Annotated in this window: 14 protein-coding genes; 6 read left to right on the forward strand and 8 right to left on the reverse strand. The window is 55.8% G+C overall.

The features are described from left to right. Positions 1 to 26: 26 nt before the first annotated feature. A complete protein-coding gene (locus QT230_RS18455; RefSeq protein WP_040480622.1) occupies positions 27 to 488 on the forward strand; it encodes a DUF2231 domain-containing protein in 462 nt (153 codons plus the stop codon). A 25-nt stretch (positions 489 to 513) separates the two neighbouring features. Here the strand turns inward: QT230_RS18455 and QT230_RS18460 are convergent, their stop codons facing one another. The 8 genes from QT230_RS18460 to QT230_RS18495 form a co-directional block, all read right to left on the reverse strand. Next, entirely contained in the window at positions 514 to 939 is a 426-nt protein-coding gene (locus tag QT230_RS18460; RefSeq protein ID WP_308323625.1) for a CopD family protein, read from the reverse strand. Between the two features lie 79 nt (positions 940 to 1,018). Continuing rightward, a complete protein-coding gene (locus QT230_RS18465; protein ID WP_374694485.1) occupies positions 1,019 to 1,819 on the reverse strand; it encodes a DUF2797 domain-containing protein in 801 nt (266 codons plus the stop codon). A 28-nt stretch (positions 1,820 to 1,847) separates the two neighbouring features. After that, a complete protein-coding gene (locus QT230_RS18470; protein ID WP_308323627.1) occupies positions 1,848 to 2,132 on the reverse strand; it encodes a DUF1315 family protein in 285 nt (94 codons plus the stop codon). A 10-nt stretch (positions 2,133 to 2,142) separates the two neighbouring features. Next, a complete protein-coding gene (locus QT230_RS18475) occupies positions 2,143 to 2,994 on the reverse strand; it encodes a rhomboid family intramembrane serine protease (protein WP_308323628.1) in 852 nt (283 codons plus the stop codon). 226 nt (positions 2,995 to 3,220) lie between these two features. Beyond that, positions 3,221 to 4,207: a metallophosphoesterase gene (locus tag QT230_RS18480; RefSeq protein WP_308323629.1), complete on the reverse strand. Its 987-nt coding sequence runs from the start codon at positions 4,205 to 4,207 to the stop codon at positions 3,221 to 3,223. A gap of 2 nt (positions 4,208 to 4,209) precedes the next feature. Next, on the reverse strand, positions 4,210 to 5,142 hold the full coding sequence (locus QT230_RS18485; RefSeq protein WP_308323630.1) for an NAD(+) kinase: 933 nt from the start codon (positions 5,140 to 5,142) through the stop codon (positions 4,210 to 4,212). Between the two features lie 63 nt (positions 5,143 to 5,205). Further along, a complete protein-coding gene (locus QT230_RS18490; RefSeq protein ID WP_308323631.1) occupies positions 5,206 to 6,075 on the reverse strand; it encodes a carboxylate/amino acid/amine transporter in 870 nt (289 codons plus the stop codon). A gap of 88 nt (positions 6,076 to 6,163) precedes the next feature. Continuing rightward, positions 6,164 to 6,709, reverse strand: a complete 546-nt coding sequence (locus QT230_RS18495; RefSeq protein WP_308323632.1) for a YqaE/Pmp3 family membrane protein — start codon at positions 6,707 to 6,709, stop codon at positions 6,164 to 6,166. Positions 6,710 to 6,946: 237 nt separating this feature from the next. Between QT230_RS18495 and QT230_RS18500 the strand changes: the two genes are divergently transcribed. The 5 genes from QT230_RS18500 (at position 6,947) to putA (ending at position 14,492) form a co-directional block, all read left to right on the forward strand. Then, positions 6,947 to 7,357: a CBS domain-containing protein gene (locus tag QT230_RS18500; protein ID WP_374694482.1), complete on the forward strand. Its 411-nt coding sequence runs from the start codon at positions 6,947 to 6,949 to the stop codon at positions 7,355 to 7,357. 269 nt (positions 7,358 to 7,626) lie between these two features. Beyond that, the gene (locus tag QT230_RS18505; protein WP_308323633.1) at positions 7,627 to 7,986 is read left to right on the forward strand and encodes a hypothetical protein; all 360 of its coding nucleotides are present in this window, start codon (positions 7,627 to 7,629) and stop codon (positions 7,984 to 7,986) included. A 17-nt stretch (positions 7,987 to 8,003) separates the two neighbouring features. Beyond that, complete coding sequence (locus QT230_RS18510) at positions 8,004 to 8,837, forward strand: AraC family transcriptional regulator (RefSeq protein ID WP_308323634.1); 834 nt, start codon at positions 8,004 to 8,006, stop codon at positions 8,835 to 8,837. Positions 8,838 to 9,208: 371 nt separating this feature from the next. Next, entirely contained in the window at positions 9,209 to 10,702 is a 1,494-nt protein-coding gene (gene putP / locus QT230_RS18515) for a sodium/proline symporter PutP (RefSeq protein WP_308323635.1), read from the forward strand. A 133-nt stretch (positions 10,703 to 10,835) separates the two neighbouring features. Beyond that, positions 10,836 to 14,492 (forward strand): bifunctional proline dehydrogenase/L-glutamate gamma-semialdehyde dehydrogenase PutA, encoded by a 3,657-nt coding sequence (gene putA, locus QT230_RS18520; RefSeq protein WP_308323636.1) that lies wholly within the window; start codon positions 10,836 to 10,838, stop codon positions 14,490 to 14,492. Positions 14,493 to 14,567: the final 75 nt, after the last annotated feature.

Here is a 14,567-nt window from a genome sequence, read left to right on the forward strand (position 1 = left end):
ACTGTTTCTGCCCACAGGAAGTGACCATGGCAAAACCTCGTCAGCGCTCGATTAAAAGCCGCGCCTCCCTCGCCGGCCACCCGCTTCATCCCGTGATGATTCACTTCCCTGTTGCAGCCCTGATGGCGCTGGTGGCAAGCGATATCGGTTACCTGCTGAGCGGCGATCCCTTTTGGTTGCGCGCTGGCCTGTGGCTGGCAGGCGTCGGCGCGTTTGGCGGCTGGATTGCAAGTACGGCAGGCATTATTGATCTGGTCACAGTGCCACGCATTCGCCGCCTGATTACCGGCTGGAGCCACGCCATCGTCGCGGTGGTCATGCTCTCGTTGGCGTCGCTGAATTGGCTGTTGCGCTTCAACGACCCCAGCGCGATTCTGCCCTGGGGGCTGGCCGTCTCGCTGGTCACCGCCGCGTTGATCGCCTTGGCAGGCTGGCTGGGCGGTCAGTTGGTGTATGAACACGCGGTGGGGGTCGAGGTTGAGGATTAACGCTAATACGTTAGATGTCATCGTGTTAGCTCCAATCCAGCGGTTTTGCTAACACAAACCCCAGCACGCTTAGAATGCCTGCCAGGGCCAAACAGAGCGCTGCCCAGTTGGCGGGCTTAACCCAGCGGTAGTGGCCCATTTCAAGGCGCAGTATTAACCAGCCAAAACAGCCGTGGGCAGCTACCATGGCCACGACGGCACCCAGCTTTAAAATCAACCACCCGCCCAGCAGGCCATGAACGAGAAACAGCAGCGTGCCTGAGGCGATGGCTACCAAGGCGGCCGGGGTAGCAATAGAGTTATAGAAGAACCGCGGCATGGGCGGCGTGCCCTGGGCAAAACCAGAGTCTTTGCGTAGTTGCAGTGCCTGGCTGAGTAAGGCAGGTAAATAAAGCAGTGAGCCGCACCAGATCACTAGCGCGGCAATGTGAAGCAGTTTAAGCCAAGGCATCGGGGCTTCCTTGCGTTGCATAAGGCGGGATCAGATCACTCCCTAACCTTAGTCAAAACACCCTCATCTGGCTAGCCGCTTAGCTCACTTGTATCTCGTAACCCGTGAATTTGCGGAGATTAATCACACCGCTATCAAGGATCAAATACTGCCCTTTTATGCCTTGCAGCACGCCTTCCACCAGCGGCTGTTTATCAAAATTATGCGAGACCACTTTTTTGGGGAAAACGCTGACGGGGTAGTGAAAATGCTGTGGCGCCGCTTCCAGCGTGCGAATCGCCTCCACGCCATGGGTCTCACGCAGTTGGTTCAAGCCATCGGCTAACTGGTTGAGCAAACGGTCACGCTCGGCGCTTAAATCCATGACCTCGACGTCACCCTTGAGCATCGCCCGCCAGTTGGTGCGGTCGGCCACTTGCTGTTTAAACAGCATTTCGACAAACCCAGACTGCTGACGGGTATCCACTTCAAGTATCGGCAGCGCCTGAATCGCGCCTTGATCCAACCAGCGGGTAGGCATTTGGGTGTTGCGGGTAATGCCGACTTTGAGCCCCGAGGAGTTAGCCAAATAGACGATATGCGGCTGGAAGCAGTGCCGCTCGCCCCACTCCGGCTCACGGCAAGTGCCTTGGAAATAGTGGCAGGTTTCCGGCTTCATGATGCAGGTATCACACTGGGCTAACCGCTTGAAGCAGGGGTAACAGTGACCCTGGGCAAAGCTCTTTTTGGTCGCCCGTCCGCAGTGGGTACAGGCAATGGCACCTGTCCAGCGCAAGCTAAGTGGCTCACCGATACGCTCGTTTAGTGCAACCCGGTGCTCACCCGCACGTAAGTGGTAATCTACCTGTTCGTTTTGGTGACCGGGGAGCGCTGCCGCCATTTTGCTTAAACAGCCTTTTACGGCCGCTTCAATCACGCGTGGCATCCCGTGCCAGGCCCGCCATTTCAGGCGTTACGCCAGCACCGCTGGCTGCCGCCCCGCAGGTACGCTGCTCCAGGTAGCCTACGCGGTTCTCTTCCGGCACGTTGTTCTCCACCTCAAAGCGCATGACGGCTTCCAGGCAGAGTTCAGTCTGCTCTGGCGTTAAGCGGCGACCGTCGGGCCATTTACGCAGCGATACCGCCTGTTTCAGGCTTTCGTAAATCGTCGGGGTCATCTGGTTAATCATTTTCTCGAACGTCATTTCGCTCATTGCAGGCCTCTTAACGGTTTTTCAAACGGCGGGATGAATAATACCAGCCTGTGATAAGCCCCACGAGTAGACCGCCCAAATGAGCTTCATTAGCGACATTGCCAAAACCAACGCTGCCCGCCATATCGGTCATGGTGAATACCATCCACCCCAGCATAAATACCACTAGCATCTGGGGCACAAAGAAGCCACTTTGGGGAATCCGACGAGACATCAACCAAACGTGGGCCAGTAAGGCGTAAACGACGCCTGACATGCCGCCGAACAGCACGGTGCCGGTCGCATACTGCGCCACATTAGCACTAATGCCCGCCACGATAAGCAGCAGTAGCATGGTCCGACTGCCCTGGAGTGCCTCTATCTGGCGGCCAAAATACCACACCCACATTAGATTGAAGATTAAATGCATCCAGCCAAAGTGCAGAAAAGCAGGTGATAGCAAGCGCCATACTTGCCCCGAGGTAAGCGTTTGCATCAGATTGCCGAACACCAGCTCGCCAGCTGAAATACCGATGGGCACAATGGTCAATGTAACGATCAGTTGGTCGCCAAATACGCCGATGAGTGCAAACACAATCAGGCTAACCACAATCATTAGCGCAGTGATGGGTACCTGACGAAGTGACGCCAAGGAGGTGGTCAGGGTAGGTGAACGCTTAGTGGACTGCTGGATGACGAGAGTCTCTCCACGCTTCCAACGTTCCACCAGGGCGTTTAGTTCATCATGCTGGCGTGGGTCGGCGATCCATAGCAGTTGGCCATCGGCTTCATCGGTAATGCGGTGGCCAATGCGATGGCGCCAAAGCGCTTGGCGCAGTTCGCTCGTATCTGCGTGATCGGGCAGAAGCATCACTGGATGCATAACATCCCTCTAATCAATGCGCTAGCGGCACGCTGTCCGCAGCGGGTAACTGTTATATGTGCTCTCGGCGGCCAACAAACAGGCAAAAAAAACCGGCGGTGGGGACCGCCGGAGAATAAAAGCAAGGGATCATTCAAGGGAACACTCACTCTGATAGCCGACAGCAGGGTTAGTTCAGCCGTTTTGCAAAAAAATGTGTAACAGTATGTAGCTTTTAAGTTAATCGTCAGTCGAAATCGATTTCCCAGGGTTTAGGCAGCGCCCGCTCTTCTTTAGGTACCTTTATCCAGACAAAATGATCGGCGTTCAACACCGTTTCGCCACTCCAGCGGTAAGCGACTAAACGTCCATATTTGACCGCGCTGTAGTCTAAACAAGCGATATTACTAGCAGGAAGCGCCGGGACACCTTCGCACCAGTAATGGCCGATAAACAGCGGCGGCTGTTCTGGCCCATAATAACTCAACTGCTGATACTCTTTGGTGGATAGTTCACGGGTTTCAAGGTCGCCGGGTAAGTTATCCGGCTGAAAGACCACATCGCCCCACTGCTTTGGCGCCTGGGCCCAAAAGTGAGCGCGAAAACTTTTCCTCGTAAAGCCATCGCCGGAGTGTATCGCAATGCCTTCGGGTAGTGAGACGTGCGGACCACGAGTGAGACGATCTAAAATTCGAAACGCCTGGGTGGCTGGATCGGTGGATTCAATCAAAAACCGCGTGTCCATGCAGCCATCGGGGCGACGTTGTTTAAGCTCTTCAATGAGCTGAGCGTCCCAGCAGGCATGCACGACACGTATACCATCGATCTCTAAATAGAGCGGTATGGTTTTAAACCACGCCAACGTATCGTCCCATTCGTTGGTGTAGTCACGATACTGCGCTAGGGTATCTTGGATAATGCGATTATGCCGGGGAGTATGTTCTCTTAGCCAGCGCTTGTGGCTGCCTGCCGGCCCGGGATGGGTATACGCCAAGGCGTTATACTCGTGATTGCCCATGACGATATACGCTTCGCCCTGCTCTACCATGCGGCGGGCAATAGTCACTGCCAAGCGGATGCGTGGCCCGCGATCGATTAGATCACCGAGGAAAATGACTTTGCGACGAGGGTGACGGTAAACGCCGCTGCGCTGGTGATAACCCAATTTTTCGAGTAGCGCGGCAAGCGTTGCACCGCAGCCATGGACATCGCCGATAAGGTCATAGCCCTCCATACTTAATCCCCCAACCGATGGCTCCAGCCTAATTTGCTGCGTAGCACTTCATAGAAATTATGGCCGATGGGGTGCACTAGCTGGACGCGTTCAGGTTTGCGGGTAATGACGAGCACGTCATCCGGTTTCGCCACTGCGCGGGTTTGCCCATCGCAGCTAATATGCGGGTAGGTTTGATTGGTTTCGCCAATATGGATGCGAATCTCGCTGGTAGAATCGATCACAATCGGGCGACTTGAGAGCGTATGGGGAAACATCGGCACCAGCGTTACCACATCGAGCTTGGGGTGCATAATCGGCCCGCCGCCAGAAAGCGCATAGGCAGTAGAACCGGTGGGAGTGGCGACAATTAAACCATCGCTGCGCTGGCTGTAGACAAACTGGCCGTCAATAAACAGTTCAAACTCGATCATTCGCACCGCTTTACCAGGATGCAACACCACTTCATTTAAGGCTTCACCATTACCAACGGCAACACCATGACGATAAAGCACCGCATCGAGTAGAAAACGCTGCTCAACCTCATACTCCCCGGCAAGCACTTCGCCCACGCGGGTTTCCAGTTCATCAGGTGAAATATCCGTGAGAAACCCAAGGCGGCCTCGATTAACGCCTAAAATCAGCGTGCCGCTGCGACATAACGTGCGCGCCGCACCCAGCAAACTACCATCACCGCCAACAACAATCACCAAGTCGCACAGCTCTCCCAGCATGCGACGGCTGGCTTCCGGCTGGCCATGCTCAGGTAGCGCGGTGGCCGTGCGATCTTCCACCAATACACTGTACTCATGAGCAACAAGGTAGGTGACAAGCCGCTTAAGGGAGTCGACAACCTTATCGCTACCCAGCCGACCAATCAGCCCGATGGTTTTAAACGGTCTGCTTGGTCGTTCACAGGCAGAAGACATAGCACTTGATGGTGAGGTGTTGCTCATTGGCCGACTCTCGCTAACATAAGTCACCATTATGGAGAGACCTCACGTATCGGGCAAATAGGCTTAACTAGCAATGACCTGACGACGCTGGCACCACCAGTGGTTTAACCATAGTGAGGCAGCCATGATAAGCGCTCCTAATAAAAGCCGTGGAATATCCGCATCACGGTTCCAGATCACTAAATTAACGAGCAGTCCCGCGGGTACCAGCGCATTGTTCATAATCGCTAATGTGCCTGCATCCACTTTAGTGGCTCCCTGGTTCCATGCGAAATAGCCCACCCCCGAAGCGACTAATCCCAACCAAGCCAGAACGCCCCACTGCACTGGAGTAGTGGGCAGCGCAGCGCTATTTCCGAAGAGTAAATAAGCGGGTAAAGATACGCACATTGCCCCAATAAAGAACCAACCAAACACGTTGTGCCAAGCCAGAGTAGGCGGTAAATCAGTCACTAAGCGGCGATAGCCCACTTGACCAATGGCGAAGCAGAGGTTAGCTCCTTGCACCACTAAAAAGCCTGCCCAAAAGCCACTATCAACGCCGTCATAGCGAATCACGCCTGCGCCTACTACCGCTAACAGGGCAGTCACAATATAGATCGGCGTAAAGCGTCCAAACAGCAGATCATCCAGCAGCGCAATATAGATAGGCGTAAAGATGGTGAACAGCAGCACTTCAGGGACTGACAGCAGTAAAAAGGATTGATAGAAGAAGGTGTACATAACGCCCAACTGAATGGCACCCAATGCCATTAATGCCAGCCGCTGTTTACCGCGTAGTAAGCTGGGGCGTAAAAACGGCAAAAATACCAGCGTGGCAAGCATTACCCTCAGGAGCACAGCAAAGTAGCTGTCGACCTGTCCCGCTAGATAAACCCCTATCAGCGAAAAGGAGAAGGCCCATAGGACGGTAACGCCGATCAGATAACCCATCGTAAACCTCTATCTATTATTTAGTTTACACGGATTATACGCACTTGGATGAAGCTGCCAAGCGGTAAACATCTATAAAGTGCGTTAGTTAACGCTGCTGCAGCCACCAAACTGCATACACAACGCCGGGTAGCCACCCCACTAGCGTAAGTAGCACAGCTAAGCCTACTCGCTTGCTTCCCCCCAAGGTTAAACCCACCGCCAGCGGTGGCAGGAGTAACGCCAGAGCATAATAGGCGAGTTTTAAGGCGCCTGACTCTGGCACAGGTTGGTGTGCTTGCTGCGCAGGTGTCGCCTCAAGGGGCGTGCCCTGGGCAGGCGCAGGGTCTGGCTTAGGCGGCGGAGTGAAATGCTCCACTGGGCTGGAAGCGAACTCAGTTGCAGCCTTCGCTGCACGTTCCTGGGCAATCCGGTGAGCCTCTTTATCGATTTTCTGCTCCAGGGTTTGCGCCCCCTCAGCCAAATCATCGTGGTGGCGCTCCCAGTCTTCCCAATCATGGGGCGTGCCCGATTTAGGTCGCTGTTGACCAGAGCCTCGCGCCCGTTCCCAGGCTTTCTCTTCCAAGGTGTTTGGACGATCAGGGTCTCGGTCAAGGCCTACTCCTTTACGGCTTAGGTACTCACGTGCATCCATAAAAGGCTCCTTGATGCGGAAAAAACAACGATGTTGCAGATTAGAAAATCTCCAGCGTAGAAAATTCAGTACTTACAGCGTTGAATAAAGAACGCTTACAGGCTGCATCTGTGGCATTAATCTCCTACAGTGAAAGAGTCGACTTTAGCTTATTGCCATCAAAGACAACTTATTAGACTGCAGCTTCAATCGCGCCCTGTTCGCCACAGCGCTGACTACGATAAGTAAGGAGTCTCCATGATAAATAGAACAAACCCCAACATCGTCCGCGACATCATGTCTCGTGATTGCTACCGTGTCTCGCCCGACGCTTCAGTCACCACCCTCGCCAAGGGATTAGCGTTGCACCGCTTGCCCGGCGCGCCAGTAGTTGACGCGTCCGACCGTTTAATCGGCTTTATTTCTGAGCAGGATGTAATGGGCCGCGTGTTGGATAGTATTTACCATGATGATGAAGCGCCACTGGTAAGGGAGATGATGCGTCACGAAGTGCTCAGCGTCTCTCCCAATAAAAGCATTACCGACTTAGCCCAGGAAATGCTTGGGCCTAAACCTAAAATTTACCCGGTGGTGGAACAGCAACGGCTAATAGGAATCGTGACGCGCCGTGATATTCTAATTGCTCTACTTTCAATGCGACGCCATTAGACGCTTGTTTAGACAAGGCAACCATTCAACTATTAGCCCCAAAAAAACCTAGCCAAAAAAAACCGCTACTCGTGGAGTAGCGGAAGCAAGGGATCAAAACAATAGAGCCGGAACAACAACTTTAGCGACTGCTATCGCGCTGTTGGCTGTACTAACTCAGACACGCTGTACAGAAAAAGTTCTGCAAAAAGTAAAAATTTCGACCCAAGCGGCGTCAAGCGTATAATTTAGAGGCATTTTTTTATTCATAACGCCTGGGAGCATCGCCAATGGCGCTGTATCTGTTAGTTTTTGGGGTGTGCTTACTTGTGATTGGCGCAGTAATACTCGTGCTAATGACCTCGAGCACTCCGCGCTACCGCACTGAGCCCAAAGATTTACTGGCGCTATTTGATAAAGCACTTGATAGCCAGGTAAGCGAAACAGAATGGAATGCTGTGATTGGTTATCCCATTCGGCACAATGAGTACCTGGACAGCATTAGGCGGCGTGCCGCGCACCTAATGGAACAACACGGTCGACGCTGGATGATAGCTCAAGGCAAGCCGTTGCTAAATGAAGAGGGTCACGCAGAACTCAAGGCCCTTCGCGACCATTTGTCCGCCCATACTGCCCTCCGTCAGCAGTAGCAGTTCAGGAGATCTGCATGTCCAGCACCATTCGACAAATTCCACTTGCCAGTGCTACGCATCACCACACCCATGATTTTCATCAAATAGTGATTACGCTATGTGGTTCATCAGAATTTGAAATCGAAGGGCTGGGTGGGCGAGTTAATGCGTTTTCAGGCTGCATCGTGCCCGCTAATCACGAGCATTACTACTCGGGCAATGGCCATAACCGACAACTGATTTTCGACCTGCCTGAAGATGCACCGGCATTAACCGGTGAAAACCGCGAATTAGTAGCGCTGTTTGACGCACCGCGCTTTTTTGGTCTGGATAACGCCCTGCGTCACTACTTAGCGTTTATGGAAAGTGAACTTGCCCAAGGGTTTGATACCGCCATCAACTCCTTTCAGCAAGACCGCTTGGCCGCCACACTGCTGGGCTCCCTTAAAGCGCGCCTGGGGTCAGCTGCCAATACTGCTCAGCAGCGCCTGGACTTGACGCGGATTAACCGCTTCATTCGTCAACACCTTGCCGATGACCTGCGCGTCGCCGATTTAGCCCGGCTAGCCTGTTTAAGCGAAGCGCATTTTTCCGACTGCTTTCGTGCCCAAACTGGGCTTTCGCCCTGGCAGTACGTCAAACGTCAGCGTCTGCATGCGGCCCGCCAACTGATCCTGCAAAGCCGCCTCCCCCTTACCGATATTGCGATTCAAACCGGCTTTGCCAATCAAAGCGCACTCTCCCATGCATTTCGCCACAGTTATGGGTTGTCGCCACGCAAACTACGCCAAGGCGATATACCACCGGCTGCCATTAGCCCATCAAACGCTGCTTTAGGGCCGCTAGCAGCCCAGCAAAAACTCTACTAAAGTCGTATAACAACTGTTCTTGCCGCGAAATTGACACGTTTTGCCCTGAAATCAACATACACCAAAGGGGGCAGCACTCTACATTCGCTTATTTGCGTATGTCGGTAGACGATGAGTGGGCCACTCATCAACATCATTAACCTGAACTCCTGAACAGGAAACTAACTTATGGTCGACAATAATATAGGGATCACTGCTTACAAAGGTACCAACAAGTTCGCTGACTTGGTTCGTGGCGGACGCTCGTTAGGCCTTCTGACGTGAATAAACAACAGGGTCAATAAAAATAACGCGGTTTACTACCGGGCTCTACCCGGTGACCGCACTGATAGGTCGGACCTAGTTCCTTCCTGACGAACTGGAGAAGTTACATGGCTATTGGTGTTTGGATCAGTCTCATTGCGTACTTTGTGCTCATGATTGCCATCGGTATTTATGCGATGCGCACATCCACGTCCACATCCGAAGATTACATGTTGGGGGGACGAACCCTAAGCCCCAAAGTGGCAGCCCTTTCGGCTGGCGCGTCGGACATGAGCGGCTGGTTGCTGCTGGGTTTGCCCGGAGCGATGTTCGTCTCTGGTTTGGGCTCGGCCTGGATCGGAATCGGCCTATTCGTGGGTGCCTTCTTCAACTGGGTGTTGGTCGCACCGCGTCTGCGCGAACAAACGGTTCACTATGGGAACGCGATCACCATTCCCGCCTTTTTGGCCAACCGGTTCCCAACTCGGGCAATGTCGTTGAGAACGGTATCGGCTATCGTTATCGTCGTCTTCTTCGCGGTTTACACGGCCTCAGGTCTGGTGGCAGGCGGCAAGTTGTTCGAAAGCGCATTTGCCGGCGTTATCAACATTGGTGGCCTGAGCGATTATGCGACGGGCATTATCATTACCCTGGGCGTGGTACTTGTCTATACCGTTGTTGGCGGTTTCCTCGCCGTGAGCATGACGGACTTCGTGCAAGGCTGCATCATGATGCTGGCCCTGGTGATCATGCCCTCAGTGGTGCTGTTTGGCGAAGGTGGCGGCGGTTTCAGCCAGGCCTCGCAGACCTTGAATGAAGTCGACCCCACGCTGCTATCGTGGACAGACGGTTTGACCTTCATTGGTTGGCTCTCCGCGGTGACATGGGGACTGGGTTATTTCGGTCAGCCGCACATCATTGTTCGCTTCATGGCCATCCGCACGCTGAAGGATGTGCCTATTGCCCGTAATATCGGCATGAGTTGGATGGCAATATCCCTGATTGGCGCGGTATCACTGGGTATCTTTGGTCGGGCCTATGCGATTCGCAATGGTATGAATGTTGAGGATCCGGAAACGATCTTTATTATTCTGGCGGATCTACTGTTCCACCCGCTGGTCACCGGCTTCCTCTATGCGGCACTACTTGCTGCGGTTATGAGCACTATTTCCAGCCAGCTTTTGGTGGCATCTTCATCTCTGACCGAAGACTTCTATCGCCTGTTCCTGCGTAAAGAAGCGACGGAAAAAGAGACCGTCGGCGTAGGCCGGATTAGTGTCATCCTGGTTGGCTTGGTTGCCGCTGTCATTGCGTCTGATCCTAATTCCCAGGTACTGGGGCTGGTCAGCAACGCCTGGGCAGGCTTTGGTGCCGCGTTCGGGCCGGTGATTATTTTATCGCTGATGTGGTCGCGCACAAACGGCGCTGGCGCAATCGCAGGCATGGTAGTGGGCGCGCTCACCGTTATGATCTGGATCGCACTGGGCTGGAACGGAGAGTTTATGGGTGGTCCCGGTGTTTACGAGATTATTCCTGGCTTCATCGCTTCTTTCATCGCCATTTTGGTGGTGAGCAATGCGACAGCCGATGCCGGTGAATATCAGCATATCGATCGCAAGTAAGCGCCCAGGCGTATCGAGAGGGCTCCCGCGGGAGCCCTCTTTAGGTTTGCTATTCTGTTTGCAGTAAAAAGTATGACTACATCCTAACCGACGCAGCAACGCCTGAGTGTCGGCTAGCAAGGAGAGACCCTGTATGAACGATCATCTGCATAGCGACGTGAGTGATCTACGCTCGCGCATTCGCACCCACTACGACGCCAATGAGGCAGATGTGCTGCACGGGCTTGTCGAGCGTATCAAGCTGTCGGAGGATAACCGCAAGAAAGTTGCCGCCGCTGGCGCCAAATACGTTGAGCGTGTGCGCAAGGAAAGGTCGCCCTCAATGATGGAGGCGTTCCTTGCCGAGTACGGGCTCTCGACCACTGAGGGCGTCGGCCTGATGTGTCTGGCAGAAGCGCTGCTGCGCGTGCCCGATGCGGAAACCATCGACGACCTGATCCACGACAAGATCGAGCCCTCCGACTGGGGCGCCCACCTGGGTAAGTCTTCGTCATCGATGGTTAACGCCTCGACCTGGGCACTCTTGCTGACCGGCAAGGTGCTGGACGACGATCCCAAGGGTCCCACGCGGGCGCTGCGCGGCCTGGTGCGCCGCATGGGCGAGCCGGTAGTGCGTAAAGCGGTTGGTCAGTCGATGAAGATTCTTGGCCGCCAGTTCGTACTTGGTCAGACCATCGAAGAAGGCATGAAGAATGCCCGTGAGCTCGAGAAACAGGGCTATACCTACTCCTACGACATGCTGGGCGAAGCGGCACGCACCGACGAAGATGCCATTCGCTATCATGAAGCCTATGCCAAGGCGATCTCCGCCATCGCCGAGCAGGCCAAGGGCGACGTGCGCGGGAGCCCCGGTATTTCGGTGAAGCTCTCGGCGCTGCACCCGCGCTATGAATACACACACCGCGAAACGGTAATGGCGGAACTGCTGCCCCGCGCCAAAGCGTTGGTGCAGCAGGCGGCCAAGGCCAATATCGGTTTCAATATCGACGCCGAAGAGCAAGACCGGCTGGATCTGTCCCTCGACGTGATCGAAGCCCTGATGGCCGACCCCAGCCTCGATGGCTGGGATGGCTTTGGGGTCGTCGTGCAGGCTTACGGTCGCCGCGCCGCGCCGATGATCGAGACACTCTACGAACTAGCCGCACGATACAACCGCAAGATCATGGTACGCCTGGTGAAAGGCGCTTACTGGGATACCGAGATCAAGCTATCCCAGGAGATGGGCGTCAAGACCTTCCCTGTCTTCACCCGCAAGGTCAACACTGATGTCAGCTACATGGCCTGCGCCCAGATGCTGCTCGACCGGCGCGACCGTATCTATCCGCAGTTCGCGACCCACAATGCCCACACCTGTGCTGCCGTCGTCGAGATGGCGGGTGATGACAAGGACAGCTACGAGTTTCAGCGTCTGCACGGCATGGGCGAGTCGCTGCACCACATCGTCAAGGAGTCGGAAGGCACCCACTGTCGCATCTACGCGCCGGTCGGCGCCCACCGCGACCTACTGGCCTATCTGGTCCGCCGCCTGCTGGAGAACGGCGCCAACTCCTCGTTCGTCAACCAGGTGGTGGATAGCTCGATTCCGCCAAGCGAGGTCTCGAAGGATCCCATTGAAGGGTTTATGCAGCTCGGCAACGACGTCTCAAGCCCCTTGATCCGCCAACCTAGCGAGCTATTTGAGCCCGACCGTAAGAACTCCAAGGGTTATCGGATTAATGAACCCGCCTCGATTCTGCCGCTGCTCGATGCGCGGGAAGCGTTTGCTGACGCCACCTGGACAGCAGGCCCCATGCTGGTAGGTAGCCCTGCACCCCAGGGCCCGGCGCGCGATGCCCTCTCTCCCGCCGACGGCTCAAAGGTAATCGGCAAGGTGCATGAGGCCACCCCGGAAGAGGTCGCCACTGCTCTCGACGCTGCCGAAGAAGGCTTCAAAGAGTGGTCGGCGCGCCCGGCGGCCGAACGTGCCGCAGTACTGCGCCGCACCGCTGATCTCTACGAAGAACACATCGCCGAGCTGACCGTGATTACCACCCGCGAAGCGGGCAAGATGATGTTCGACGGTATCGCCGAAGTGCGCGAAGCGGTGGATTTCCTGCGCTACTACGCCAACGAAGGCGAGCGGCTGGAGGCCGAAGAACCCGGCAGCGCACGCGGCATCTTCGTCTGTATCAGCCCGTGGAACTTCCCCCTAGCTATCACCACCGGGCAGATCGCTGCCGCCTTGGTAGCTGGCAATGCGGTGCTCGCCAAGCCCGCCGAGCAGACGCCCCTAATCGCTGCTCGTGCCGTCGAACTGATGCGCGAAGCCGGCTTGCCGGAAGCGGCCCTGCAGCTATTGCCGGGCGACGGCCCGACGGTAGGCGGCCCGCTGACCAGCGATCCACGCATCGCTGGCGTTTGCTTCACTGGCTCAACCCCGGTGGCCCAGATCATCCACAAAGCGCTGGCCGAGAACGCCGGGCCTGATGCCGTACTGATCGCCGAGACCGGTGGTCTCAACTCCATGATCGTGGACTCCACGGCACTGACCGAGCAAGCAGTGCGCGATATCCTGATCTCCTCCTTCCAGTCGGCGGGTCAGCGCTGTTCGGCGCTGCGCATGCTGTATGTCCAGGAAGAGGCGCGTGACCGGTTACTCAACATGCTCTATGGTGCCATGGAGGCACTCACCATTGGCGACCCCTGGAACACCGATACCGATGTATCACCGGTCATTGACGCCGACGCCCAGACCGAGATCAACGACTACGTAGTGGCACACGAGAAGAAAGGCAAGGTGCTGAAGAAATTGGCTGCGCCGGACACCGGCACCTTCGTCACTCCAGCAGTGGTCGAAGTCGGCGGCATTGAGGATCTCGAACGTGAAATCTTCGGTCCGGTGCTACACGTGGCTACCTTCAAGGCTCGGGACATCGACAAGGTCGTTGACGACATCAATGGCAAAGGCTACGGGCTGACCTTCGGCCTGCATACCCGTATCGACGATCGCGTGCAGCAGATCGTCGAGCGCATTCATGTCGGCAACGTCTACGTCAACCGCAACCAGATCGGCGCCATTGTTGGCTCCCAGCCGTTCGGCGGCGAGGGCCTCTCGGGCACCGGGCCCAAGGCCGGTGGCCCGCTCTACGTGACGCGCTTCCGCCGCACCACCGACGTGGAGCGCGTTGAGGCGCCACAAGGAAAAGCCGTCTCACTGCCTGACCTCCAATCCGCGCTTGATGGGCTGGATGCGCGCAACTGGGCGGTACGACCCAATCGGATCGAGGTACTGCGCAAGGCGCTCTCTGGCAAAAACGGTGTGATCCGCAAGGCGCTTGCCGAAACAGCAGCATTGGATATGACGCCGCAGACGCTGCCCGGGCCAACGGGCGAAAGCAACCGTTTGGCGATGTATCCGAAGGGAGCGGTTCTGTGTCTCGGGCCAACCCTGGATATCGCTATCGCGCAAGCAGCGCAAGCCCTCGGCACGGGCTGTGCGGCCGTTGTAGTCGCACCCGGTGCCGAACAGGCTGTGAAGCCGCTGCTCGACGCCGGTGCGCCGGTAGCCGGGCTTGATGGCAGCGTTTCAGCCGAGACGTTGAGCGAAGTCAAAGGCATTGCGGCGGTTGCCGCAGCGGGCAACAGCGACTGGACCCGCGAACTGCGCATTGCTCTGGCCAAGCGCGACGGCGCCATCATACCGTTAGAGATCCAGACTATCTCGCCGGATCGCTACGTGGTGGAACGCCATCTGTGCATCGATACCACTGCAGCGGGCGGCAACGCCAGCCTGCTGGCAACGGCTGAATAGGTCTCGAGGCTTAGTTATCTGTGCTTACGAGGTGAGCGGCGGTTTAATGCCGCTCATCCTCCTCCCAGGCTTTCT

The organism is Halomonas sp. SpR8 (assembly GCF_031010195.1).
Lineage (GTDB): Bacteria > Pseudomonadota > Gammaproteobacteria > Pseudomonadales > Halomonadaceae > Vreelandella.